General features: G+C 66.3%; 28 protein-coding genes, 1 tRNA gene and 1 pseudogene. 15 read left to right on the top strand and 15 right to left on the bottom strand.

All coding sequences use genetic code 11. From position 1 onward, the window contains the following. Window positions 1–2: 2 nt before the first annotated feature. The gene (locus L1892_RS18890; RefSeq protein WP_235725181.1) at window positions 3–1307 is read right to left on the bottom strand and encodes a nicotinate phosphoribosyltransferase; all 1305 of its coding nucleotides are present in this window, start codon (window positions 1305–1307) and stop codon (window positions 3–5) included. Between the two features lie 158 nt (window positions 1308–1465). Here L1892_RS18890 and clpS point away from each other — a divergent pair, with 158 nt between their 5' ends. The 5 genes from clpS (at window position 1466) to L1892_RS18865 (ending at window position 5425) form a co-directional block, all read left to right on the top strand. Then, window positions 1466–1762: an ATP-dependent Clp protease adapter ClpS gene (gene clpS / locus L1892_RS18885; RefSeq protein WP_235725180.1), complete on the top strand. Its 297-nt coding sequence runs from the start codon at window positions 1466–1468 to the stop codon at window positions 1760–1762. A 19-nt stretch (window positions 1763–1781) separates the two neighbouring features. Beyond that, complete coding sequence (gene aosR, locus L1892_RS18880) at window positions 1782–2357, top strand: oxidative stress transcriptional regulator AosR (RefSeq protein WP_235725179.1); 576 nt, start codon at window positions 1782–1784, stop codon at window positions 2355–2357. Beyond that, the gene (locus L1892_RS18875; RefSeq protein WP_235725178.1) at window positions 2354–3466 is read left to right on the top strand and encodes a P1 family peptidase; all 1113 of its coding nucleotides are present in this window, start codon (window positions 2354–2356) and stop codon (window positions 3464–3466) included. Before aosR ends, L1892_RS18875 begins: the two co-directional genes overlap by 4 nt. An 82-nt stretch (window positions 3467–3548) precedes the next feature. Continuing rightward, entirely contained in the window at window positions 3549–4187 is a 639-nt protein-coding gene (locus tag L1892_RS18870) for a GntR family transcriptional regulator (protein ID WP_235725177.1), read from the top strand. After that, complete coding sequence (locus tag L1892_RS18865; RefSeq protein WP_235725176.1) at window positions 4184–5425, top strand: MFS transporter; 1242 nt, start codon at window positions 4184–4186, stop codon at window positions 5423–5425. The genes L1892_RS18870 and L1892_RS18865 overlap by 4 nt, the downstream gene beginning before the upstream one ends. Before the next feature lie 46 nt (window positions 5426–5471). Here the strand turns inward: L1892_RS18865 and tpx are convergent, their stop codons facing one another. Further along, window positions 5472–5972 carry a thiol peroxidase gene (tpx, locus tag L1892_RS18860; protein WP_235725175.1) on the bottom strand — a complete coding sequence of 167 codons (501 nt, stop codon included), beginning with the start codon at window positions 5970–5972 and terminating at the stop codon, window positions 5472–5474. 161 nt (window positions 5973–6133) lie between these two features. Here tpx and L1892_RS18855 point away from each other — a divergent pair, with 161 nt between their 5' ends. From L1892_RS18855 to rdgB, 8 genes are all read left to right on the top strand, one after another. Further along, complete coding sequence (locus L1892_RS18855; protein WP_266061194.1) at window positions 6134–6541, top strand: M67 family metallopeptidase; 408 nt, start codon at window positions 6134–6136, stop codon at window positions 6539–6541. Between the two features lie 6 nt (window positions 6542–6547). Next, window positions 6548–6823 carry a MoaD/ThiS family protein gene (locus L1892_RS18850; protein WP_235725174.1) on the top strand — a complete coding sequence of 92 codons (276 nt, stop codon included), beginning with the start codon at window positions 6548–6550 and terminating at the stop codon, window positions 6821–6823. 3 nt (window positions 6824–6826) lie between these two features. Beyond that, window positions 6827–7813: a PLP-dependent cysteine synthase family protein gene (locus L1892_RS18845; protein ID WP_235725173.1), complete on the top strand. Its 987-nt coding sequence runs from the start codon at window positions 6827–6829 to the stop codon at window positions 7811–7813. A 20-nt stretch (window positions 7814–7833) separates the two neighbouring features. Next, window positions 7834–8472 (top strand): rhomboid family intramembrane serine protease, encoded by a 639-nt coding sequence (locus L1892_RS18840; protein ID WP_235725172.1) that lies wholly within the window; start codon window positions 7834–7836, stop codon window positions 8470–8472. Then, entirely contained in the window at window positions 8469–9269 is an 801-nt protein-coding gene (gene murI / locus L1892_RS18835) for a glutamate racemase (RefSeq protein WP_235725207.1), read from the top strand. Before L1892_RS18840 ends, murI begins: the two co-directional genes overlap by 4 nt. A 98-nt stretch (window positions 9270–9367) precedes the next feature. Beyond that, window positions 9368–10135 (top strand): cyclic nucleotide-degrading phosphodiesterase, encoded by a 768-nt coding sequence (locus L1892_RS18830; RefSeq protein WP_235725171.1) that lies wholly within the window; start codon window positions 9368–9370, stop codon window positions 10133–10135. 51 nt (window positions 10136–10186) lie between these two features. Further along, window positions 10187–10942: a ribonuclease PH gene (gene rph / locus L1892_RS18825; RefSeq protein ID WP_235725170.1), complete on the top strand. Its 756-nt coding sequence runs from the start codon at window positions 10187–10189 to the stop codon at window positions 10940–10942. Next, window positions 10942–11556, top strand: a complete 615-nt coding sequence (gene rdgB / locus L1892_RS18820) for an RdgB/HAM1 family non-canonical purine NTP pyrophosphatase (RefSeq protein WP_235725169.1) — start codon at window positions 10942–10944, stop codon at window positions 11554–11556. The genes rph and rdgB overlap by 1 nt, the downstream gene beginning before the upstream one ends. Here the strand turns inward: rdgB and L1892_RS18815 are convergent. The 3 genes from L1892_RS18815 to L1892_RS18805 all read right to left on the bottom strand — a co-directional run bounded on the left by L1892_RS18815 (window position 11536) and on the right by L1892_RS18805 (window position 13630). After that, window positions 11536–12672 (bottom strand): glycosyltransferase, encoded by a 1137-nt coding sequence (locus L1892_RS18815; protein ID WP_235725168.1) that lies wholly within the window; start codon window positions 12670–12672, stop codon window positions 11536–11538. The genes rdgB and L1892_RS18815 overlap by 21 nt on opposite strands. A 179-nt stretch (window positions 12673–12851) precedes the next feature. Then, entirely contained in the window at window positions 12852–13196 is a 345-nt protein-coding gene (locus L1892_RS18810) for a DUF3817 domain-containing protein (RefSeq protein WP_235725167.1), read from the bottom strand. Further along, window positions 13193–13630 carry a transcriptional regulator gene (locus tag L1892_RS18805; protein ID WP_235725166.1) on the bottom strand — a complete coding sequence of 146 codons (438 nt, stop codon included), beginning with the start codon at window positions 13628–13630 and terminating at the stop codon, window positions 13193–13195. Before L1892_RS18805 ends, L1892_RS18810 begins: the two co-directional genes overlap by 4 nt. Before the next feature lie 78 nt (window positions 13631–13708). Here L1892_RS18805 and L1892_RS18800 point away from each other — a divergent pair. Next, window positions 13709–13793, top strand: a tRNA-Leu gene (locus L1892_RS18800). A 27-nt stretch (window positions 13794–13820) separates the two neighbouring features. Here L1892_RS18800 and L1892_RS18795 read toward each other — a convergent pair. The 6 genes and pseudogenes from L1892_RS18795 to L1892_RS18770 form a co-directional block, all read right to left on the bottom strand. Next, a complete protein-coding gene (locus tag L1892_RS18795; RefSeq protein WP_235725165.1) occupies window positions 13821–14480 on the bottom strand; it encodes a thymidine kinase in 660 nt (219 codons plus the stop codon). Between the two features lie 6 nt (window positions 14481–14486). Then, entirely contained in the window at window positions 14487–14963 is a 477-nt protein-coding gene (locus L1892_RS18790; protein WP_235725164.1) for a hypothetical protein, read from the bottom strand. Then, on the bottom strand, window positions 14953–16857 hold the full coding sequence (locus tag L1892_RS18785) for a primary-amine oxidase (protein WP_235725206.1): 1905 nt from the start codon (window positions 16855–16857) through the stop codon (window positions 14953–14955). The genes L1892_RS18790 and L1892_RS18785 overlap by 11 nt, the downstream gene beginning before the upstream one ends. Beyond that, window positions 16836–16940, bottom strand: a pseudogene (locus tag L1892_RS24940) (flavin reductase); the annotation flags it as partial. The pseudogene L1892_RS24940 and the gene L1892_RS18785, both read right to left, overlap by 22 nt. Before the next feature lie 181 nt (window positions 16941–17121). Continuing rightward, a complete protein-coding gene (locus L1892_RS18775) occupies window positions 17122–17943 on the bottom strand; it encodes a FadR/GntR family transcriptional regulator (RefSeq protein ID WP_235725163.1) in 822 nt (273 codons plus the stop codon). Window positions 17944–18051: 108 nt separating this feature from the next. Further along, window positions 18052–19467 carry a sugar porter family MFS transporter gene (locus tag L1892_RS18770; protein ID WP_235725162.1) on the bottom strand — a complete coding sequence of 472 codons (1416 nt, stop codon included), beginning with the start codon at window positions 19465–19467 and terminating at the stop codon, window positions 18052–18054. Between the two features lie 118 nt (window positions 19468–19585). Here L1892_RS18770 and L1892_RS18765 point away from each other — a divergent pair, with 118 nt between their 5' ends. Continuing rightward, the gene (locus L1892_RS18765; protein WP_235725161.1) at window positions 19586–20611 is read left to right on the top strand and encodes a LacI family DNA-binding transcriptional regulator; all 1026 of its coding nucleotides are present in this window, start codon (window positions 19586–19588) and stop codon (window positions 20609–20611) included. 186 nt (window positions 20612–20797) lie between these two features. Here the strand turns inward: L1892_RS18765 and L1892_RS18760 are convergent, their stop codons facing one another. The 4 genes from L1892_RS18760 to L1892_RS18745 are packed head-to-tail and all read right to left on the bottom strand — an operon-like array spanning window position 20798 to window position 24714. After that, window positions 20798–21784 carry a Gfo/Idh/MocA family protein gene (locus L1892_RS18760; protein WP_235725160.1) on the bottom strand — a complete coding sequence of 329 codons (987 nt, stop codon included), beginning with the start codon at window positions 21782–21784 and terminating at the stop codon, window positions 20798–20800. Window positions 21785–21824: 40 nt separating this feature from the next. Then, window positions 21825–22700, bottom strand: coding sequence for a sugar phosphate isomerase/epimerase family protein (locus L1892_RS18755; RefSeq protein WP_235725159.1), 876 nt, complete (start codon window positions 22698–22700; stop codon window positions 21825–21827). Between the two features lie 21 nt (window positions 22701–22721). Next, window positions 22722–23627: a sugar phosphate isomerase/epimerase family protein gene (locus L1892_RS18750; protein ID WP_235725158.1), complete on the bottom strand. Its 906-nt coding sequence runs from the start codon at window positions 23625–23627 to the stop codon at window positions 22722–22724. Window positions 23628–23658: 31 nt separating this feature from the next. After that, the gene (locus L1892_RS18745; protein ID WP_235725157.1) at window positions 23659–24714 is read right to left on the bottom strand and encodes a Gfo/Idh/MocA family protein; all 1056 of its coding nucleotides are present in this window, start codon (window positions 24712–24714) and stop codon (window positions 23659–23661) included. Window positions 24715–24739: the final 25 nt, after the last annotated feature.

Here is a 24739-nt window from a genome sequence, read left to right as displayed (position 1 = left end):
TCCTAGCCGAGTACGTAGCGGGTGGGCACTGCTGGATCTCCGTGCGACAGGCCCAAACCCTCCCACGGCAGGCTCACCAATGCATCCGCGAGGTGTGTGCGTCCGTCTTCGAGTGTCGGCAGAGCGCCGACCACCTCGCCGTTGGCCACCAACGGGATCTGCAACGGCCGCAACGATAATCCATCCACCGACGGCGGCTCGTCGACGGAGCGGTAGAGGATCTCCTCGACGATCGTGCCGGACGGTCGTGCGGCACGCACCGCGCGTTTCGCGCCACCTTTGGACTCTTTGTGGCTGGCCCGTTTGGCCACCGGCATTCCGTCCACCTCGACGAGCTTGTAGATCATGCCAGCGGTTGGTGCGCCGCTGCCGGTCACCAACGACGTGCCCACCCCGTAGGTGTCGACGGGTTCGGCGCGCAGCGACGCGATGGCGTACTCGTCGAGGTCGCCGGACACCACGATCTTGGTGTCGGGGGCGCCGAGCGAATCGAGTTGTTCACGCACCTGACGCGCGAGCACTCCCAGGTCGCCGGAGTCGATGCGCACCGCGCCCAAGCCGGTCCCCGCGACTTCGATCGCGTTGCGGACGCCCTGGGTGATGTCGTAGGTGTCGACGAGCAGGGTCGTACCGACGCCGAGGGCCTCGACCTGCGCGGCGAACGCCGCTTTCTCGTCCGGTCCGTCGGGCCCGGTGAACCCGAGCGTGAAGGCATGCGCGGCCGTGCCGGCGCTCGGGACGCCATAGGTGCGCGCGGCCTCGAGGTTGGAGGTGGCAGCCACCCCGGCCAGATAGGCCGCGCGTGCGCTCGACACCGCCGCACGTTCGTGGGTGCGGCGCGAACCCATCTCGATGATCGGCCGGCCGGCCGAGGCGCTGACCATCCTGGCGGCGGCCGACGCGATCGCGCTGTCGTGGTTGAGGATGGACAGCACCAGCGTTTCCAGCAGCACCCCTTCGGCGAACGTCGTCCGCACGGTCAGGATGGGGGAGCCGGGGAAGTACAGCTCACCCTCGCGGTATCCGTCGATGTCTCCGGAGAAGCGATACTCGGCCAGCCAGCGAACGGTGTCCTCGTCGAGAAAACGGCTGACCACCGCCAATTCGTCCTCACCGAAGCGGAACCGCGCCAGTTCTTCGAGCAGTCGGCCGGTGCCGGCGACGACGCCGTAGCGGCGACCGTCGGGCAGTCGGCGCGCGAAGACCTCGAAGACGCACGGCCGATGCGCCATCGGATGGCGAAGCGCTGCCGAGACCATGGTGAGTTCGTACTGGTCGGTGAGCAGGGCGGTGTTGTCGACGGTCACAATCGCTTACCCTATGTCGTATGGCGCCTGACGAGACTAGTGCGCACGAGGCTACCTTCCAGGGCGAGCGAAGCGACGGGAGATTCCACAGCGAGCGAAGCGACGGGGGTTGTCGCAGCGAGCGAAGCGACGGGGGTTGTCGCAGCGAGCGAAGCGACGTGGGTGGGCCCGGAGGTGCCACCGTTGCGGACCCGGAGGTCGCGGAGAACGCCGCGGCCCTCGATCGGCCGTGGGTCACCATCGTCTGGGACGATCCGGTCAATCTGATGCGCTACGTCACCTTCGTATTTCAGAAGGTCTTCGGCTATTCGGAGTCGCACGCCAATCAGCTGATGATGCAGGTTCACACCGAGGGGAAGGCCGTGGTGTCGGCCGGTGAGCGCGACAAGGTGGAAGGCGACGTCCGCAAACTCCACGCGGCCGGGCTGTGGGCGACGATGCAGCGGGACAGCTGAGCGGGGAATCGGCAACCACGTGCGAACTTGGAAACGTAAGGGCCGCGGCTCGTCGCTGCGTATCTGCTCACAACTCGATCCTCATGAGGTCGAACTGTTGGTGTCGATGATCGGCTCGATGCAGGAGCTCTTGACCGAACGCGACGCCTCGGCACCCCGCGACGAGTTGTCGGAGATCACCGGGATTCGGGTCGGGCACACCGAAGCTCCCTCCGACGTCACGCTGGGGCGGCTGCTACCGGACTTTCATCGGCCCGACCAGGATCGGCAGCTGTCGGCCGATGTGGTGAACGGAGACGTCAACAGTGCGCTGCGCAGTGTGCACGAGCCGCACATCATCGAGGCCAAGTTGACTGCCGGGCAGGTCGTGCTCGAGACCTTGCCGCGCGGTGGTGGCGATCTGGCGCTCACCGAAGAGCAGGCGATGCAGTGGTTGACCGCGCTCAACGATGTGCGGCTCGCGTTGGGCGCGATGCTCGGCATTTCCGAGGACACGCCGGATCAACTTCCGCCAGAACATCCGCATGCCGCCCACCTCGACGTGTATCACTGGCTCACGGTCATGCAGGAATTGCTGGTCGAGGCATTGATGTGACCAGGTCGTCACACGCGGGCGAGACTCTGGCGCCTGCCGGCAACCGCATCACCGATGTCGTCGGCATCGAGGTCGGTCACGCATATCGGATCGACGACGACGCGGTGGTCGCCTCGCCGGACGACGGTGTCGAGGGTAGAGGCTGGGCCACCGGTACCACCGTGGTGCGGATCGCTTCGTGCGCCGCGACGTGCGCGGTCGACGTGCGCGGCGGCGGCCCCGGTACGCGCGAGACAGACCTGCTCGACCCGGTCAACACGGTGCAGACCGCGCACGCCATCGTGCTGTCGGGCGGGAGCGCATACGGTCTGGCGGCTGCCGACGGAGTGATGGCCGGTTTGGAGGAGTCGGGCAGCGGACTGGCGATGGACACCGCGGGCCACGTGGTGCCGATCGTCCCGGCCGCGGTCGTCTTCGACCTTCCGGTGGGGGCATGGGATCACCGGCCCGATGCCGCGTTCGGTCGCGAGGCGCTGTCGGCGGCGTCGGCGGAGGTGGCCGTCGGTAGTGTCGGCGCGGGTGCGGGCGCGCGGGCGGGTGCTCTCAAAGGTGGTGTGGGGACCGCGTCGATCGTCATCGAGCACGGGCCGGCGGCCGGCGTCACCATCGGTGCGTTGATGGTGGCCAATCCGGTCGGTGCGGTGATCGACCCGGCGACCGGGTTGCCGTGGTCGGTGACGGCCGCCGACGCGGCTCACCACGGGCTGGTCGCGCCGGTGTCTGCGGAGATTCGCCGTCACGCCGAACTGGCGGCCAAACAGAGCGTGCTCAACACCACGATCGGCGTGGTCGCGACCGACGCGGCGGTGGACTCGGCCTCGTTGAAGCGCGTCGCGATGGCCGGACATGACGGGCTGGCCAGAGCGATCGTGCCGGCGCATTCACCGCTGGACGGCGACACGATCTTTGCCGTCGCCACCGGTGACCGTCGGATCGAGCGGGTCGCCGAGGTTCCGGCGGGGATGAATCCCGACGTCGCGGTGGTGGCAGAGGTGAGTCGGGTGGCCGCGATCGTCGTGCAGCGGGCGATCGTCAACGCGGTGATCAGTGCGCGGTCAGTGGCGGGAATTCCTTCCTTTGTCGAGGTACTGCCGTCGGCGCTGAGCTGAACGGTCGCGAGGTCGAGCGCCGCAGTTCGATCCGAGAGCTTGGATGCATGCTTGCATGCAAGATGGTGCTACGGTGCTTCGCATGGCTAAGCAAGCCCTCAATGCCGTCGACCTGGCGTACTCGACGGTTCGTGACCGGATCGTCACCGGCGAGTGGTCCGGCGGCGAACTGCTCAGCGAGGTTGAGATCGCCCACGAACTCGGCATCAGCCGGACCCCCACGCACGAGGCCTTTCTGAGGCTCGGCGCCGAGCAGCTGCTCAGGTTGATCCCGCGTCGGGGAGCAGTGGTGACCCCGGTCGATCCGGCGGAAGTCTCGAATGTGTTGGCCATGCGCGAGGGCGTGGAATGTGCTGCGGCCGGGCAGGTCTGCGTAGCCGGGGGCCCGAGCGATTCCGAGCAGACGGCGATCCGCGACAACCTTGCTCGACAGGCGCGTTGTGTCGCGCAATCGGACCTCGCCGGTTTCGTTGTCGCCGACGACGAGTTCCATGCGCACATCGTGGCGGCCTCGGCAAACCCCATCGCCGTACACTTTTACGAACAGCTCCGAAGCCGCCAGCAGCGATTGCGCAATGTACTGCTGGCGGTCGATCCGGCCAATCTGGCGGCGGCCCATGATGACCACATACAGCTGGCCCAGGCGCTGTTCGACGGAGATCAGTCGCGATACCGTGAGCTGCTCACAGCGCATTTCGCTCGGTATCGGGGTGCGATGTGACTGTGCGGGAACACATCTCGGTGTCGGCAGGCACTTCGGATGCGAAGACGACTCGTCCGTGGCTGCTGGTCTTCGGCGCGCTGTTCGTGTGCGCGTGGTCGGGCAACCAGTTCAGCCCGCTGCTGCTGATGTATCGCGACGTCGAACACTATTCGGCGGCCACGGTCACCCTCTTTCTCGCTGTGTACGTTGCGGGTCTGGCGCCGGCACTGGTCGTTGCGGGGGCGGTCTCCGATCATCAGGGTCGGCGGCCGTCGATGATCGCGGGTGTGGCCTTCGGCGTGTTGGGCAGCCTCTTGCTGGCCTTCGACGAGTACGGGCAGGTCCCGATCATCCTCGGACGGTTGTTCGCAGGGATGGCGGTGGGCACGGCGATGACGGTCGGGTCGAGCTGGCTCAAGGAACTCTCGATGGCGCCGCACGACGTCGGCGTTGACGCCGGTGCGGGCGCGCGTCGGGCGTCGCTTGCCTTCACACTGGGCTCCGCCCTCGGGGCACTCGTCGCCGGCTGCATCGCACAGTGGGGCCCCTACCCACAGATCCTGCCGTTCGTGGTCCACATCATTGTCACCATTCCATTCCTGTGGGTGCTCCGGCGACCGCCCGAGACGGTGACCGCCGGGCCACCGGCCCCGCTGTTGGCCCGGCTGCGGGTCACGTCCGTGCGTCATCGACGGTTCGTTCGTGTGGTGATGATCTGTGGGCCGTGGCTGTTCATCGCCTGCGGTCTGTCCTACGGGTATCAGCCGGTGCTCCTGGCCGATGCCGCAGGAGGTTTGGGCCTGGCTTACGCGACACTGCTGAGCGTGATCGCGCTGAGCTCAGGCGCGCTCATCCAGCCGGTGGCCCGCAGGATCGATTCACACTCGAGTGCGCGTGGACTCATCGTCGCGCTGCTGACCCTGGTCGGCGGGCTTGCGGCCATGATTCTCGCGGTCTCCACGGAGGATCTGTTGGTCGGCGTGGCCGCCAGTGTGGTACTCGGCTGCGGTTTCGGCATCGGCCTGGTGTCCGGGCTGATGGAGGTGCAGCGGATCGCGCCACCACACGAAATGGCGAAGCTGACCGGGGTGTTCTATGCGGTGGCTTACACCGGATTCGCGGCTCCGACCATCCTCGCAGCCCTGACGCCGCCCTTCACCACCATCGGGTTGTTGCTGATCCTCGCGGCGTTGCTGGGGGTGTCGTTCGCCGTCGTGCTGAACGGTTCCCGGAAACATCTGCCGTCGCGCGACTGAAGTGGCTTTCGGCGTTTCTGCCCCTCCGTTTGGTGGACGCGGGGGCCTATTGTGCTTGGGGAACCGCACGCAGCGCGGAGTCGTAGTCCGGCTCCTGGCCGATCTCGGGGACCAACTCGGTATAGGTGACGATGCCGTCGGCTATCACCACGATCGCACGCGCCAACAACCCCGCCATCGGTCCGTCGGCGATGGTCACCCCGTAGTCGGCGCCGAACGTGTCGCGGAACGCGGACGCTGCCGTGACGTTCTCAATTCCCTCGGCGCCGCAGAATCGCTGCTGCGCGAACGGCAGGTCGTTCGAGACACACACGACAGCCGCCCCCGACTCGCCGACGCGTTCATTGAACGTACGCACGCTCGCGGCGCACACCGGAGTGTCGACGGAGGGGAAGATGTTCAGGACCACTGGTTGCGACCCGAAGTCGGCGCTCGTCAGCGATGACAGGTCGCCGCCGGTCAGGGTGAACTCCGGAGCGCGTGAGCCGACTGTGGGCAGGTCGCCGACGGTGTTGATCGGGTTGCCGCCCAATGTGATCTGTGCCATGGAGACCAGTGTGCCAAATTGTGGACGAAGCTCGTCGAGCCGCCGGGTCCGTATACCCGGCCGGTCGGCGGGGAATAGCGTGGTCGGCGGCGACGTTGTCGTTGACCGTGCAACCGCACCCCAAAGCGGTGACCGACAGCGGTGGAGCAGGAGGACCACGAGTGTTGACGATCAGCCAGGAACTGGTTGATGCGATGGTCGCGCATGCGCGTGCCGACCATCCTGATGAGGCCTGCGGTGTGATCGCGGGTCGGGAGGGTTCGGATCAGCCGGAGCGGTTCATCGCGATGATCAACGCGGAGCGGTCACCGACGTTCTACCGCTTCGACTCTGCCGAGCAACTCAAGGTCTGGCGAGAGATGGACCGGCTCGACGAGGAACCCGTGGTCATCTATCACTCGCACACCGCGACCGAGGCCTATCCGAGTCGCACCGACATCTCGTATGCGAGCGAACCCAACGCCCACTATGTGCTGGTGTCCACGCGGGACGCCGAGAACGCGGAGATCCGCAGCTATCGCATCGTCGATGGCGTGGTGACCGAAGAACCGATCGAGATCAGGAGCTGAGCCACCATGGCCGTAACCGTGTCCATCCCGACCATCTTGCGCACCCACACCGGAGGTGAGAAGCGTGTCGAGGCGAACGGTTCGACACTGTCGGAGGTCATCGACAACCTCGAGTCGGCCAACCCGGGCATCAAGGAACGCCTGGTCGCCGACGGCAAGCTGCACCGATTCGTCAACGTGTACGTCAACGACGAGGACGTGCGGTTCTCCGGAGGTCTCGGCACCGCGATCGACGACGGCGACGACGTCACGATTCTGCCCGCCGTCGCCGGCGGCCAGTAGGCCGTGGCGCGCTACAACTCACTTATCGATTCGGTCGGGCACACCCCGCTGATCGGTCTGCGGAGACTGTCACCACGGTGGGACGCATCGGACCCGAGTGATCCCGACGGCGGTCCGCACGTGCGGCTATGGGCGAAACTCGAGGACCGCAATCCGACCGGCTCTATCAAGGACCGCCCCGCCTTGCGGATGATCGAGCAGGCCGAACGGGACGGTTTGTTGTCGCCCGGCTCCATCATCTTGGAGCCCACCAGCGGCAACACCGGGATCTCGTTGGCGATGGCCGCCAAACTCAAGGGCTATCAGCTGATCTGTGTCATGCCCGAGAACACCTCGGAAGAACGCCGATCGCTGTTGACGATGTTCGGCGCGCAGGTCATCTCGTCGCCGGCGGCGGGTGGCTCCAACACCGCCGTCGCCATGGCCAAGCAACTGGCCGCCGAACACCCCGACTGGGTGATGCTCTATCAGTACGGCAACGCGGCCAACATGCTTGCCCACTATGAGGGCACCGGCCCCGAGCTGTACACGGATCTGCCCGAGATCACCCACTTCGTGGCGGGCCTCGGGACCACCGGAACCCTGATGGGCGTGGGTCGCTACTTGCGTGAGCAGAACCCCGACATCGAGATCGTCGCGGCCGAGCCCCGCTACGGCGACGAGGTGTACGGCCTGCGCAACATCGACGAGGGCTTCGTGCCCGAGCTCTACGACGACGCAGTGCTCACCCGCCGCTTCTCGGTGCAGGGGGTCGACGCCGTGGCCCGGGTGCGTGAACTGATCGACACCGAGGGCATCTTCGCCGGGATTTCGACCGGAGCCATCCTGCAGGCCGCGCGCGGCATCGGCCGCAAGGCGATGAAGAACGGTCAGCGCGCCGACATCGGGCTGGTGATCCCGGACGCGGGATGGAAGTATCTGTCGACCGGGGCGTACGAAGGTAGCCTGGAACAAGCAGAGCAGGCCCTCGAAGGCCAGCTCTGGGCGTGATCGCACCGACAGGAAGAGCCATGACCGTCAATCCCGCGTCGCCTGGCACAGCCACCACGGGCGACCGCCCGCTCTGGCAGCGGTCGGTGATCATCATGGCCGCGATCACCGCACTGATGTTCGTGATCGAGGGGATTGACGCGGCCACCAATTACGATCTCGACCAGGCGGGTATCGTCCCGCGTCAGGTCGACGGGCTCGACGGCATCCTGTGGGCGCCGTTCCTGCACGACGACTGGGCTCACCTGTTCGCCAATCTGGTGCCGGGACTGGTGTTGGGCTTTCTGCTGCTGATGACGCGGCGGTTCGTCATCGTCACCGCCATCGTCTGGTTGGTGTCGGGTCTGGGTGTCTGGCTGTTCGCGCCGCCGTACACGGTCACCGTGGGTGCCTCCGGGATCATCTTCGGCTGGCTGACCTACCTGCTGGTGCGCGGGTTGTTCAACCGCGACATCTGGCAGATTCTCGGCGGGGTGGTGTTGTTCCTCATCTACGGCTCGATTCTGTGGGGAGTGCTCCCGACGAATCCGACCGTGTCGTGGCAGGGGCATCTGTTCGGTGCCATCGGTGGCATCCTGGCCGCCTGGTACCTCGCCGACAGAGACCGTCGCAAGGCCAAGAAGTCTGCGCCCCAGCAGTTCCCGGGGGTGCGCTCATAACGGCACAACAGGCCCCCATCGGCATCTTCGACTCCGGTGTGGGTGGTCTGACGGTGGCCCGCGCCATCATCGACCTCCTGCCCGACGAGGACGTCGTCTACATCGGTGACACCGCCAACGGTCCCTACGGCCCGTTGGCGATCCCCGACATCCGGCGGCACGCCCTGGCGATCGGCGATGACCTGGCCGAACGGGGGGTGAAAGCGATTGTCATCGCGTGCAACACCGCCTCGGCCGCCTGTCTGCGCGATGCCCGCGAACGCTACGCGCCGATTCCGGTGGTCGAGGTGGTCCTGCCGGCGGTGCGGCGTGCGGTGGTGGCCACCAAGACGGGACGCATCGGCGTGATCGGGACGCAGGCAACGATCGCCTCGCGTGCGTACCAGGATTCGTTCGCCGCGGCCCGCGACGCGGAGATCACCGCCGTGGCGTGTCCGCGTTTTGTCGACTTCGTGGAGCGCGGGATCACCAGCGGGCGCCAGATCCTCGGTTTGGCGCAGGGCTACCTCGAACCGCTGCAGCAGGCCGACGTGGACACCGTGGTACTCGGGTGCACCCACTACCCACTGTTGTCAGGGGTGATCCAACTCGCGATGGGCGATCAGGTGACCCTGGTGTCCAGCGCCGAGGAGACCGCCAAAGACCTCTTCCGGGTACTCACCGAGCTCGATCTGCTGCACCCGCACGGCGATCGCGATGCGGTACGTGAGTTCCGGGCTACCGGCGACCCGGAGTTCTTCGCCCGCCTGTCGACCCGCTTCCTCGGTCCCACGATCGGACAGGTGCAGCACCTGTAATTCGTGAGCAGATTCTCAGCTCGCGCCCAGACCATCGTTGGACACTCGTGACCCCGTAGCCGGACATCGCGGCGCCGCGGCGTGGCACAGTAGGGCGTATGCGTCTCACCGTCCTCGGCTGTTCCGGAAGTGTGGGCGGGCCCGGGAGCGCCTGCTCGGGATACCTCGTCGCGGTGGATGGACAACGACCGGTCCTGATGGACTGCGGACCCGGGGTCCTCGGTGAACTGCAGAGCCGCGTCGATCCCGTCGACGTCGACGTCATGCTCAGTCATCTGCACGCCGACCATTGTCTGGATCTGCCGGCCATGCTGGTGTGGCGTCGGTACGCGCCGAATCCGGCCGGCAACCGGGCTCGCCTGTACGGGCCGTCGGGCACCGCGGTGCGCGTGGGGGCGGCGTCGGCCGAGGTCGCCGGCGAGGTCGACGACATCTCCGACACCTTCGACGCGGTGGAGTGGCAGGACCGCGTCGATGTGGAGCTTCACGGTCTCACGGTCACCCCCGTCCGGGTGAACCATCCACCCGAGACCTACGGGCTGCGGGTGACCGGGCCGCAGGGGCAAGTGGTGGCCTTCAGCGGCGATACCGGGATGTGTGACGAGGTGGTGGAGGTCGCCGAGGGAGCCGATGTGTTCCTGTGTGAGGCCACCTGGACACATGCACCCGACGAGCGGCCACCGAACCTGCACCTGTCCGGGTATGAAGCCGGTCAGATCGCGACGAAAGCCGGTGTTCGCAGCCTGGCGTTGACGCACCTCGCGCCCTGGTTTGATGCCGAGGAGATTCTCGCGGAGGCGAGGTCGACCTTCGCCGGGCCCGTCGACCTGGTGCGGCCCGGACAGGTGTTCGACCTGGTCGAGTGAGCGCGCTCCCGCCTCGATCGGCGCGGGAGGCCGATCGTTACAGTTGGATCCGTGACCACACGAGCTGACGGCAGGGCCGACGACGAACTGCGACCGATCACCTTCACCCGCGGGTTCACCTCGCATCCGGCGGGGTCGGTGCTGGTCGAATTCGGCGACACCCGGGTGATGTGTACGGCCAGCGTCACCGAGGGCGTGCCGCCCTGGCGGCGCGGTTCTGGATTGGGCTGGCTGACCGCCGAATACGCGATGTTGCCGTCGTCGACTCATGAGCGCTCCAGTCGCGAGTCGGTGAAGGGGAAGGTGGGTGGCCGCACCCACGAGATCAGTCGGCTGGTGGGGCGCTCGCTGCGAGCGTGCATCGACCTGGCCGCCCTCGGAGAGAACACGATCGCCATCGACTGCGATGTGCTGCAGGCCGACGGCGGAACCCGAACCGCGGCGATCACCGGCGCCTACGTCGCGCTCGCCGATGCCGTCACCTATCTGAAGGCGGCCGGGCGACTGAAGGACCCGCAGCCGTTGTCGTGCATGATCGCCGCGGTGAGCGTCGGCGTGGTGGACGGCCGGGTCCGTCTCGACCTGCCGTACGAGGAGGACTCCCGCGCCGAGGTCGATATGAACGTGGTCGCCACCGACGCCGGCACGCTCGTGGAGGTGCAGGGCACCGGTGAGGGCGCCACCTTCCCGCGCGCCACCCTCGACAAACTGCTCGACATCGCGATGGTGGGCACCGACAAGCTCTTCGAGGCGCAGCGCGAGGTGCTGGCCGAGCCCTATCCGGGCACCTTGCCCAGCCCGTCCTGATGTCGACAGTGCTGGTCGCGAGCCGAAACGCTAAGAAGCTCGCCGAACTGCGCCGCGTCCTCGACGGTGCCGGTATCACCGGTGTCGACGTAATCGGACTCGATGCGGTCGCCGAGTACCCGGAGGAACCGGAAACCGGCGCGACCTTCGAGGACAACGCGCTGATCAAAGCCGTCGCTGGTGCGCGCGCGACCGGAATGACCTGTCTGGCAGATGATTCGGGATTGTCCGTGGACGCACTCAACGGTATGCCGGGGGTGCTGTCGGCACGATGGAGTGGTCGCCATGGTGATGATCGGGCCAACAACGATCTGTTGCTGGCTCAGATCGGCGACGTGCCCGACGAGCGTCGTGGCGCCGCCTTTGTGTCGGCATGTGCGTTGGTGACCCCGTCCGGCGAACAGACCGTGGTCCGCGGCGAATGGCGCGGCACCCTGTTGCGGGCGCCGCGGGGCGACAACGGTTTCGGATACGACCCGTTGTTCGTGCCCGATGATGACGTGGCCGCCGGCCGGTCGTCGGCGGAATTGTCGGCCGCCGAGAAAGACTCGTTGAGCCACCGCGGAAAAGCGTTGGCGCAGTTGGTGCCCGTCCTACGGTCGCTGGCCGGCTGAGATCGGCCCGTCGTCGGCGCCGCGATGTACGGCAAGCCTGGCGACCGAATCCGGCCAGCGAAAGCCGCTCGCGCGTCGGCGGGCCGCCCACTCCCGTTCCGGTCGGGGTAGTTCGAGGACCTGTTCGATGGCGGCGGCGAATCCGGCGGGGGTGTTGTGGGCCAGCGCACCGCACGTGGGATCCACCAGGCCGGCAACGGCGGACGAGCGTGACGCGACGACGGGTGTGCCCGACGCCAACGACTCCAACGCCGAGAGACAGAAGGTCTCGTGGGGGCCCGGTGCCAAGGAGATCTCGGTGGTCGCCAGCAGGGCGGCGACCTGCCGACGATCGGCGACGTGACCGAGGAAGGTCACCGGCAGGCCCCGGGCGGCGCGTTCGAGCGAGGGACGGCGCGGCCCGTCACCGGCCACGACCAGATGCACCCGGCGCCGTGCGGAGTGGAGTTCGGCGATCGCTGCGATGCTGCGGTCGGCGCGTTTCTCCGGCGACAGCCGTCCGCAATGGGTGATGAGTGTGGTGGTGTCGTCGGCGTAGCGCGCGCCGACATTGGGGTCGGCATGGCGCGGATCGAATACCTCGAGGTCTACGCCCAGTGGAGCATGTCGGACATTGGTGGCGCCGATCCTCCCGAATTCCGCCGCGGCGAAGTCAGTGGTACACACCACGGCATCGAAGGAGCGGGCGGTGCGTCGATTGGCCTCGTCGGCCATCGACCGGGCCGCGGCACGGGGCAGCACCATCCCGAAAAGTCGATCCAGGCGTTCGTGCGACACCATCGTCGAGTGGACGTCACGCGTGCGTGCCCACTGCCCGAAGCCCCGCAACGTCAGGCGATCCGACACCTCGAGGGCGTCGGGGCGCATGTGCCGCAGAATGTCGGCGACCCGGCCGGGAGGTGCCACCCGGTACCCGCCCGACATCGGGAGCCGCGGCGCACGCACCGACACCCGATGCACGCCGCTGGCGAGGGTCTCGGCGCCGTCGTGAGCCCCGGGCACCACCAATACGACCTCGTGGCCGGCGGCCACGTAGCCGGCGCCCCAACGATCGACCGCCGTGCGGAGTCCACCGGATCGGGTGCCGTAGAAGTTGGCCAACTGCACGATGCGCACGCGCTCAGTGTTGTCCGCAGCGCGTGAACGCACGACGACGACGGGGTCACGCGATGGCGATCACCTGGTGAAGCTCTGGCGGCTCCGGTCGATCGGAGGCGCCGACGAGCTCGCGCGCGCCGGTTGATCACGCGCGCGTGACGTTGCGCGCGCGAAAGGGAATCGCACGCGCGAGAACGTCACAACCCGTACTGGGTCTTCACTTCCTTGGTCCGGACGTGTTCAAACCAGAAGGACAGGAACGGGATGGTGCCCGCGATACAGGTGAGGATGATCTTGCCGAGCGGCCACCGCACCTTGATGGCGAGGTCGATGGTGAAGATGAGGTAGACGAAGTAGACCCAGCCGTGCACGATCGGAACGAAGTCCAGTGCGTCGACGTCGAAGCCGTACTTGAGCACCAGTTCGGCGACCAGCAGCAGCAACCACAGACCGGTGATCCAGGCCAGCACGCGGTAGCGCAGCAGCGCACCACGAACCTTGGCCACGGGCGTTCCGGTGGTGGGGTCGGTCGTCTCGGTCACCTCAGGTGTTCCTCACTGCTCTTGTGGGATGTGTCGGACCTGTCCAGGTCGGCCAGATAGCTGTTGTATTCGGCCAGCGAGGAGTCGTCGTCCGCCGACGATGCGCCGGTCAGCGACGACGCGCTCGGAGTCGAGGGCCGGTCCGGCAGGATTCCCGCCGGGATCTCGGTGGGTCCGCTCGCCTCGTTGGCCGCCTTGCGTTGTTCGTCGGGGTCGCCCTCCAGCACCACGAAGCGTCGGTACGCCCACAGCACGGCTACGGCGAAGGCGGGCCACTGCAACGCATAGCCGAGGTTTTGCGCCGTGCCCGACGACGACTCGTAGCGATCCCACTGCCACCACGCGAGCGCCAGGCACGCGGTGGCGGCAACGACCACCAGCGCGATGAGCGCCGGACGATGTCGACGTCCGGGGGTGGCGGAACCAGATGACATACCATCGACGGTACCTGGCCAGCACTGATCGGCCCACGGGCGGTAGGCTGTCTCGGGCGCCGGTGTGGCCGGCGACACGCGCGAGTGGCGGAATTGGCAGACGCGCTGGATTTAGGTTCCAGTGTCTTAGGACGTGGGGGTTCAAGTCCCCCCTCGCGCACCACCGGTCGTCGCCCCCGACGATGCGGCCTCAGGGTTTCGTGCGTCCCGCCACATGGTGTCGACGGCAGAGCGCTCGGTACATGACCGGTCCGTCGCCGGTGTCGCCGACCGCGACCACCTCTCCCGTGCGGGCAATCTGTCCGTCGACGATGCGCGCGTTCAGAAACGCCGGCCGCCCGCACCAGCACAGCACGATCGCCTGCATCCGATGCACCTCGTCGGCGATCTCGACGAGACGAGCCGAACCGGAGAACAGTATCGACCGGAAGTCGGTGAGCAAGCCGAAGGCGAACGCGTCGACGCCGCAGTCGTCGACGACCCGCGCCAGCTGCTCCACCTGCTCGGGCGTCAGGAACTGGGCTTCGTCGCACACGAGGTAGTCGAGTGGGTCGTGGAGGTGCCGATCGGTGACGATGGCGTACACGTCGTCATCGGCCCCGAGTGCCAGAGCCTGCGCGCGCAGGCCGATGCGACTGGTCACCACCGGTTCCGCGCTGCGGTCCATCGTGGTCAGCAGTAGCCCCGATCGTCCCTGCTGCCCCTGATTGAAGTGGGTCTGCAAGGCGAAAGTGGACTTCCCGGCGCCCATCGGCCCGTGATAGAAGATCAGCTCCGCGTCACTCGCCGTCATCGACACGATGATGCCGCACACACCGCCGGCGTGCGTGGCATCATCGATCTGGTCCATCAACGGTCAGTGCTGCACTCGCGACCGGGTGACGAACCACAGCGCGCCCAGCGCGAACACCAACTCCGCTGCGGTCGTCGCCATGAGCACTGTCATCTGCGAGCCAGCCATTGTGCCCGTGTCCTCGCCCATCGCGTCGGGGACCGCGGTGGCCATGCCGTGGTGATGTTGGTGCACCCCCGCCGAACCCGACCCGCCCATCGCAGTGAGATGGATGGCTACCATCGCCGTCGCCATCACCGCCGTGGTCGCCCATGCCCGTGCCGACGGTGTCCGCACCAGATGCACACCGCAGGCCACGCAAGAGATGGTCATGGCTACCGAGAGCACGTCGGCGAGCGGTCGGAGATGGCCGAGTGCGCTCAGATGTGCGCCCGCGGAGACGAGCGCCATCAGCAGGGCCATCACGCCGGCGATCCGCGGACCGCGGGTGGCGCGGACAACGGGTGCGGCGTGACCGACGGCCACGAGGTCAGCTGCCATGACCATGGCAGTGCTTGGCGGTGGTCGGCGGAACGTTCATCACCGGGCTCGCGTCGCTGAAGTTGTAGGGCTTGAGCGTGAAACCGGCGTAGTCGGTCGGCATGATCGGCCAGTCCTCGGTACGCGGGAAGTGGGTCAGACCGAAGGTGTGCCACACGACGATGTCCTCACCGTCGAGGGAACGGTCGGCCGACTGATAAGCGGGTAGGCCGCCACCCATAGCACTCTGATTGACGAAATCGCCTGCCGCATAACGCTCCTTGGCGTCATAGCGAGTCACCCACAGCTGTTTGGTGGTGAATGCGGCGCGCCCGGCGATCGACGATGCGGGGTCGGCCAGCAGGGTCGGGGTCTGCTCGGCGTGCAACGCATAGGCGGGATGATGGCCCATTCGGCCGGTCTTCTCGGTGTTGAGAATGTGCCAGGTCCGGCCGGTGGCCGCGTTGGCGCCGCGGGCACCGTCGGCCTCCGACCCGATCCGGGTCTTGGCGACGGTGAACGCGTTGCCCCACGGATTACCCTCGCCCATGGGCACTCTCGCCGCCTCGACCTCCTCGACGGCGTTGCGCACACCGTCCACCGCCATGTCCAGCCGGGTACTGAACAGATGCTGGTGGTACGGAAGTCCCAATCCGGGTGCCACCAAGCTCTGGTAGTCCGAGCCCTCCTCCGGGTAGGCGGCGGTGAACGCGATGCCGGTGAGCTTGGCCTCGAGTTCGATGGTGCCGTCGAGGTAGAGGTACCAGTAGAAGCCGTAGTCGTAGTTGCCGACTGTGGTGAAGAAGCTGATCACCAGGCGTCGTTGCCGGCGTACCTCGCTCATCCCGGTGAAGATGTCGGTGTGCTTCCAGAGGGTGCCGTAGTCCTCCTCGTGCATGCAGACTGCGTTGGAGATGGTGCGTGGGCTGCCCTGCTCGTCGGCCAGGGTGGCGTCGAAGTAGTAGATCTCTCCGAGGCAGTCGCAGCCCAGAGTCAATTCGTTTGCGTAGGGGCCGAAGACGTATTCGCCGGTGTCGAAGTAGTTCTGCCAATACCGGTTCGGCGACGGGTCACCGTAGGGCACCACCATCTCGTTGATGGACGCGCGATACATCACGTCGCGCCCCTGGTAGGTGAGCTTGCGTAGGATCAGGCCCTCGCGCTGATCGTAGGAGATGTCGAGGCTCCAGTTGGTCCACTCGATGTGCTCACCGTCGACGGTGAAGCTGGGGCCCTCGGGTTGGGTGATCTCGATCGGCTTGAGCCCCTCCAACGGCGGACCGGCGACCTCGGGGGTGTCGAAGTTGCCCGACTCGGCGGGCACGTCGAAGATCCGGTAGTCGACGAGGTCGACGATCTCGCGGTTGATGATGTCGACGTAAGCGCACAACCCGTCGACGGGGTGCGCCCACGGCAGATCCTTCTCGTGGTCCTGCACGAAGGCGAAGGACCGGATGATGCGGCGGCCGGCCTCGTTGGGATTGTCGTAGGTGCCTGCCGACAACGGCACGGCGACCGTTTTCGTTGGATCGACGCCGCGTTTGCGCAGCGCATCGTTCCACTGCGGTTCGCCCGCAAGGAATTCGGCGACGATCTCGAACTCGGCGTCGAGGATGGGGAGTTGTCCGACCTCTGCGTCGACGTTCTCGACGCCGAGGACGGTCGCGTCGGTCAGCGAGACGATCGCATCGGTGGCGGCGCCAGAGGCCATGTCGAGCATCATGACCCGGGCTCGGCGGTCGGGTGTGGGACCGTCTCCGGCCTCATCTGCGAGGACCTCTGACTTGTCGGGCTCCTCGAGTCCGACGTACACGAACCGAGTGGTGGTGGCGACCTGCTGCGCAGGATTCGAGACAGTAGTGCGGACTGCCGGTCCAGCGCGATCGAGACGAGGGCCGGTCGTAGCGACAGCGATGCGAGCGAGCTGACGGTCGCACCGTGCGGGCCTTCGATGTCGGCGGTGGTGACCACACTGACAGGTGCGCACACCCCGGCCATCAGATCTCGGAACTTCTGGTCCAACATGCCCGGCCTCCAAATAAACATGATTAATTACTTGGATCACAGCGTGCGGGTGACGTGACTCACTTGTCAATAGATTCCGTGAAATTAATCATGGTTATTTCACGCGACCGGCGCGCGGTTGACTGTTTTCCAGCGCAGCGGGTCAGCGGGCGGGTCAGCGTGTCGGCGGACGCAGCGTCATCGTGGGATCTGTGCGGCGCAGAGCGTCAACCGCGGCGTCGGCATCACGTCGGCCGAGAGCGTGCACGAAGTCTGCGGCGACCTCGGCGAGTCCGTCAAAGTAGACGGTGACGTGGGTGTTACCGCTGTCGCTGTCGGCCTCGAGGCGAGCGCGCAGGTGTGAGGTGCCCACGTCCATGATGCTCAGGTAGAGGCTGTCGAGTAGTTGGCTACGACCGAGTTCGGCGAAGCGGGCGTGAACATTCCACACGGCCCAGATGAAGCCGGCGATGTCTCTGGCCTCGCGGGTGCGATCGACGTGGGTGAGCAGGAGTTCCAACGACGCCTGGTCAGCATCGGTGATGGTAGCGAGCACCTCGTCGACGAGAAGGGGGGCCAGGGCGTTGCGGATCTGAATGGACTCCTCGAGTGCGGCCAGGTCGCCGGCGGCGTCTCGGAACCACCCGTTCATGCGTGACAGTGGGGTGGGGTCGGCGGCGAAGATCCCGCCACCGGGTCCGGGCCGGGAGGTGATCACTCCGCGTTCTTGGGCAAGTCTGATCGCCTCGTTGACCGTGCCGACCGACACGGAGCACATCGAGCGAATCTCGTCCTTGCTGCCGATGCGCTCACCGGCCTCGAAACCGGCAGCCACGCGGGCGATCTGGTTGGCGGCCTGCTCGGCACGTGAGTGGCCGACGGGCACAGTACCGGGCAGGCCCTCGGGGCGTCGCCAGATCTCGGGTGACAGGGCGGGTATGTCAGGCGTTCCGGAGCCGTGCGATCCCGACGTCTCGGGGTCGTGCGGCTCGGGCATCGTCAATCCTTGGCGCGTAGTGAGTATCGGGCTGTCCGCCGGTGGTGGCGAACAGCCCGATGGTACCCAATGATCATGATCGTTTCGTGTAGGTCGAGGTGTGCTCGATCAGGCCGCGACGGTGACCTTCGCGAACCGGTCCGTGTGGTCGGCCTCAAGTCGCTCTTCGAGCTCTTCGAGCGTGGTGCCCTTGGTTTCCGGCACGGTGCGGAAGACGAAGAGCCACGAGGCGATGTTGACCAGCACGAACAGCGCAAATGTGCCGGTGGAGCCCAGGGCCGAGTTGAGCAACGGAAACACGAAGGAGATCAGCGCGTTGGTGCACCACAACACGAAAACGGCGATCCCCATGGCGAATCCGCGGACGCTGAGCGGGAAGATCTCAGACAGCAGCAACCAGACGCAGGTCCCGATGAACATCTGTACGAAGGCCACGAATGCCACCATGCACGCGAGGATCACGTAGCTGCGCGTGGTCGATTCGGGGAGTAGGAATGTCGCGGCCAGGGCGGCCTGTGAGGCGGCGACCCCGGCGAAACCGGTCAGCAGCATGGCGCGGCGACCGATATAGCCGAGCAGGATGATCCCGATGATGGTGGTGACCACCGAGGTGACGCCCACCGCAATCGTCGCCACCAAGGCTGCGCTGACCCCCAGTCCGCTCTGTTCGAGGATGGTCGGGGCGTAGTAGTTGACGGTGTTGATACCGGTGGCCTGCTGCACGATCGCCAGGCCGCAGCCGATCAGCACGATGCGTCGAATCCATGGCACGTCCCGGATCACCGACAGTGGGGTGCGGTTGGCGGAGAGCATGTGGTGGGTGTGCCCGACGATGATGTCGAACTCGGCGGCGGCCTCAGCCGGTGTCCGGCTGCGTCCGAGCACTGTTCGGGCGTCATCCATTCGCCCCTTGAGGGCATACCAGCGCGGGGAGTCGGGCAGGGCGAGCATACCGATCAGCAGGGCGACGGCGGGGATGGCGGCCACCGCGAGCATCACCCGCCACACGTGCGGGTCGTCGATGACGTGATCGAGCAGTGCGTTCGTCGCGAAGGCGAGCATCTGTCCGGTGACGATCATCAACTCGTTGATCGTCACCATCCGGCCGCGGCGGTCGGCGGGGGCCATCTCGGCCAGGTAGAGCGGGCAGGTCACTGCTGCTGCGCCGACGCCGAAGCCCAGCAGGATACGGGCGGCGACCATTGCGGTGACCGTGGGTGCCAGCGCACATCCGAGGGCGCCGAGCAGGAAGATGGCGCCACATACCAGCAAGGTCCTTTTTCGGCCGAGGCGATCGGCGATACGGCCGCCGAACAGTGCGCCGAACGCCGCACCCGGAAACAACAGCGAACTCACGACGATGGCCTCGGTGAAGGAGTTCAGCGCGAGGTCGTCCTTCATGTAGAGCAGGGCACCGGAGATGACTCCGGTGTCGTAGCCGAACAGGAGGCCGCCGAGTGTTGCGATGACGGTGAGTTTGGTCAGGAAACGCCCGTTGGCGGCAGTACCTGTCGGAGCGGACATGGGAGAACCTCTGTGTGTCGGGGACCATCTAACGCGCGTTAGTAACGCGCGTAAGTACTATCATGTGAGATCTGGGTCACTGTGTCAACCGTCACGGTGCAATCGAAGGGAGTGCGCAATGCCGGCCAAGAACCGCAACGGTCGTCCGACGATGGCCGATGTCGCAGCTCGGGCGGGGGTCTCGCGGACGCTGGTGTCGTTCGTGCTCGACGGCAAACCCGGTGCCAGTGAGGACACGCGGCAACGCGTCCTTCGGGTCGCCGATGAGCTCGGATACCGTCCCGATGCCGCTGCGCGTCTGCTGGCACTCGGCACGAGTAGGACACTCGGTGTGCTGATGGATGTCTCGCAGTTGTTCGAGGCCGAACTGGTCAGCGGCATCTATCCAGCGGCCGAGAAGCTCGGCTACGACGTGCTGCTGACCGCAAATCTCGCCGGTCGCGACGAGACGTTGGCAGTCGAGACGCTGCTGGACCATCGCTGTGGCGCGGTGATCCTGCTCGGACCGATGGCGTCGCCGGCGGAGCTCGTCGCGCTGGGTGGGCGTGCCCCATTGGTGGTGGTCGGACGGCGGTTACCCGACGATGTGGTCACCGAACGTGTTGCGACGGTGCGCACCGATGACGCCGAGGGGGTGGCGCTGGCCGTCGACTATCTGGTTGACCTCGGGCATCGCGACATCCTGCATGTCGACGGCGGCAATGACCCGGCGTCCGACGACCGGCGGGCCGCGTATCGATCATCGATGCGGCGCCGTGGGCTCAAGGGCCAGATCCGCATCGTGTCGGGAGCGCACAACGAAGCGGCCGGGGCCGTTGCAGCGCAAGTGATCCTGGACAGCGATCACCTGCCCACCGCGATACTGGCCGGCAACGACCGATGTGCCTTGGGTCTGCTCGACGTCTTCACCCGCGCCGGTGTCGACATCCCCGGAGAGGTCTCGTTGATGGGTTACGACGACAGCCGACTGTCAGACAACCCCCGTATTGACCTCACCACGATCCATCAGGACGCGCAGGGCCTTGCCGAGCAGTCGGTGGAACTCGCCGTCGACCTGCTCACCGGCGCGGAGCTGGCAAAAAATGACGTGGTGCTCGAGCCGTCGTTGCGGGTGCGCGGCACGACGGCTGCGCCTCGGGCGTGATCTCGATACGCACGCTCGCCTGGCGGCTCGCGGGCTACTCGATCAGCGGGAGTTCGCGGGCTTCTCGATCAGCGGGAGTTCGCGGCGCTTCTCGATCAGCGAACGGAGCCGTTGAGCATTCTGGTGGTCGAGTAGGGGGCGAGCCGCTAGGCGAGATCCCGTATCGAGACCATCACCACCACAACATCATTCACCAGGAAACAGGATCCCGACCTGCGCTCTGATGCGATCCATGACATCGAGCGTCTCGATCACGTCGGCAGCCGGGTGGACCTCGGAGTCGGCTGCTCCCGCGGCGATCCGTCGGGCAGCGTCCACCGCGGAGAAATGCAGCCCGTCTGTGTGGGTACCCGGCTCCTCGTCGTGGACGAGCACGTCGCCGGTCCGCGGCACGAGCCGGAACGGCCCGGGCTGATAGAACGGCCCAGGCAGTTCCAGGTAAGCGTCCTCGCCGGCGACGAAGGCCGTCGTCGGCGTGTTGGACAGAATCGTCGTGTGCACCAACGACTGGCTGCCCCCGACGTGTCCCAGCGTCGCCGAGACCTGGCCGTTGAGTTCGTCGTTCGCCGGTTGACCGATGGCCGACACGGTAGCGACGTGACCAAGCGTCCAGTAAGCGAAGGCGATCGGATAGGTGCCGAGGTCGAGCATCGGTCCACCTGCCAATGCGGTGTCGTAGATGCGGTGGTCGGTGGTGAAGAACTCGCCGTGATCGGCGGCGACCGTGCGGATCTCGCCGAGCAGGCCGTCGGCGAGGATCTGACCGAGCGCGTCGAACTTGGGTAGGAAGCGGGTCCACATCGCCTCACCGGCGAAGACGCCGGCGTTCTGGGCGGCCGTGAACACCTCGCGCGCCTGACTGGCGTTGATACCCAAGGGCTTCTCGATCAGCACGTGCTTCCCTGCGGCAATCGCGTCCAGTGCGCAGCGATGGTGCTGTGGATGCGGGGTGCTGACATAGACGATCTCGACGAGCGGGTCGGCAAGCAACGACTCGTACGAGCCGTGAGCCGCCTCGACCCCCATTCGCCTGGCGAAATCATCGGCGCGCTGGGCGGAACGCGATCCGACCGCGACGACCTGCTGGGTGGTGTTCTCAATGAGGGCTTCGACGAAGCGCTGCGCGATCCACCCCGGACCCATGACACCCCAACGTAGTACCGGGGCGGTCATGGGATCGAGGGTGCGAGGTGCGGGCAACCGTGTCAGCACGTCAGCCCCGGTACTTGGCGACGTAGTCGGTCATCGCGGACAACTGGTAGCGCGAGACCTCGTGGGCATTCTCGTTCTCCGCGAACACACTCGAGACCATGACCGTGTCGTCGCGATCGTAGAAGCCGATCTCACCCAAGGTGCCGAAGAATTCGTCCCAATTGACGTCGCCATCGCCGATCTTGAGGTGCTGATGTACGCGCACCGCATTTCCGGGCGGATTGGTGATGTAGCGAAGACCATGAGAGGCATGATGATCCATGGTGTCGGCGACATGCACCAGACGCAGCATGTCACCGGCGGTGGTCATGATCTCGGCCATGTTCCCGCCCATGTGGAAGCTGTGGCAGGCGACGTACACCAGCCCGAAGTTCTTCGAGTTGATGCCGCGGATCATCCGGATGGCGGCCAGGCCGTCCTCGACGAAATCGTCGGGGTGCGGATCGATCCGGACGTCGATGCCTTCGCGCTCGATGATCGGCACGAGTTCTTCCATCGACCGGAAGAAGGCCCGTTCGGACTCCTCGGGCTTCTCGGGGCGGCCGGAGAACTCGGTGTTCATCACGTTGACGCCGAGGTCGACGGTGATCTGAATCGCCCGTTTCCAGTAGCGGACTGCGGCCTCGCGGGCGTCCTCGTCGGGCCCCGACCAGCGCAGCACCGGCAGCACCGAGGCGATGCCGACGCCCGCGTCGGCGCAGGCCTTGCGGAATTTCGCCACCAGGGCGTCGTCGGCCTTGGGGTGATTGAAGAAGGGGATCATGTCCACGTGCGGCGTCAACTGCAGGTACTCGTAGCCGAGATCGGCAACGACGCCGGGCAATTCGAGCAGTGAATAGCTGTGGTGGAACGGGGTGGGGTCGAGTGCAACCTTCATCGTCGAAACTCCTCAGCGTGGTCAGCGGAAGCGGACGGCCGGGACACCGCAGGAACCCAGGTACTTCTGGGTCCGCTGGGCGATGGGCAACGGAGCATCCGGGGAGCAGGGGTACATATCCTGCTCGACGATGGCGAAGATGTCGATGTCGAGGTCGGCGACCGCCTCGAGCAGCGGCGGCATCTCCGGGATGCCACGTGGCGGTTCGGTCATCGCGCCCAGGCGCACGGCCTCACCGAACGGCAGATCGTCGGCGGCCACCTTGGCGCGTACCGTTTCGTCTACCTGCTTGAGGTGCAGGTAGCCGATCCGCTCGGGGTGGTTGCGGATGATGGCGAGATTATCACCGCCGCAATAGCTCACGTGACCGGTGTCGAGGCAGAGGTTGACGAACTCACCGTCGGTGTTCTCGAGGAAGCGGTAGATGTTCTCCTCGGTGTCCACGTGACTGTCGGCGTGCGGATGATACTGCGCACGCACACCGTACTTCTCGAACATCGCCTTGCCGAGTTCGTCCATGCCCTCGGTCTTCTTGCGCCACTGCTCCTCGGTCAGGTCGCGGTCCTCGAGGACGTCACCGGTCGCAGGATCGCGCCACATCTCCGGGATCACCACGACGTGCTTGCCCCCGACCGCCGCCGTGAGTTTGGCGACGTCCTCGATCTGGGTCCATACCGCGTCCCACGAATTGTCCTGGTGCAGGTGCTCGAAGACAGTGCCGGCCGACAGCTTCAGTCCACGCTCGCCGAGTTCATCGAGCAGTTGCTTCGGGTCGGTGGGCAGATAGCCGAACGGGCCCAGCTCGATCCACTCGTAGCCCGATGCCGCGACCTCGTCGAGGAATCGGGTGTACGGGGTCTGTTGCGGATCGTCCGGAAACCAGACGCCCCAGGAATCCGGTGCGGAGCCGACGACGATGTTGCTCATGTGGGTGTATCCCTTCGGTGGGTCGGGTCGATCAGTGCGTGGTGACTGCGCTGGGCGTCACCGGGTAGGTGATGGTTTCGCGGTTGCCGGTCCGCAGCGAGCGCGCGGCGGCCTCGGCGATGGCCTGCGCCTTGAGCGCCTCGCCGAGCGTGGGGCCGATGTCTGCGCCGGTGGTGAGGGCCGCGAGGAAATGATCGAGTGCGGCGCGGTAGGTCGGTGCGACACGCTCGAACCAACCGGCATGCAGCCCGTCGCCGACTATGCGGCCGGGCCCGTAACGGGATACCGATCCGATTGGGCGGCAGCCGGATTCGATCATGCCATCCGAACCGAGAACCTCGATACGTTCGTCGTAGCCGTACCCCGTTCGCCGTGCACTGTCGATCTGCACGAGTGCGCCGCTGGGCATCCGTAGCGTGACGACCGAGGTGTCGACGTCGCCGAATTGGGCCATTCGCGGGTCGGTGAACACGGACCCGGCAGCGAACACATCGATCGGGTCCTCGCCGGTGATCCAGCGGGCCAGGTCGAAGAAGTGCACGGTTTGATCGCGCATCTGACCGCCGGAGGTCGCGATGTAGTCCAGTGGCGGAAGCGACGGGCCGCGCGAGGTCAACTGGACGAGCTCCACTCCGCCGATCTCGCCGGTACGGACCGACCGGTGCAACTCGCTGTGATCGCGATCGAATCGTCGGTTGAAGTCCACCATGGTCGCCACGCCGGACGCGGTCACCCGCGCCACGGTGTCGATTGCATGTGCCAGATCCAGATCGATCGGCTTCTCGCAGAAGGTGGGCAGTCCCGCTACGGCCGCGCGACGCAGGTGGTCGGCGTGGGTATCGGTCGACGATGCGATCAGGACCGCGTCGACCTGGTCGGAGTCGTAGATCTCGGCGTCGGTGAGCCGGTGAGTTCCCATCCGGACGGCGAGGTCACCAGCCCGGGCAGCATCGATGTCTCCGACACCCACAAACCGCACCTCGGGGTGCTCGGCGAGGTTCCGCGCATGCACCGAACCGATGAAGCCGGCGCCGACGAGAGCGATGCGTACCAATTGGGACTCCTGTGTGAGACAGCTGTGGGACATGACTGGGACCGGTCCCAGTCACGAT

Origin of the sequence: Gordonia tangerina (assembly GCF_021556435.1) — a bacterium.
Classification (GTDB): Bacteria; Actinomycetota; Actinomycetes; order Mycobacteriales; family Mycobacteriaceae; genus Gordonia; species Gordonia tangerina.
This window is presented reverse-complemented; position numbering and strand designations above follow the sequence as displayed.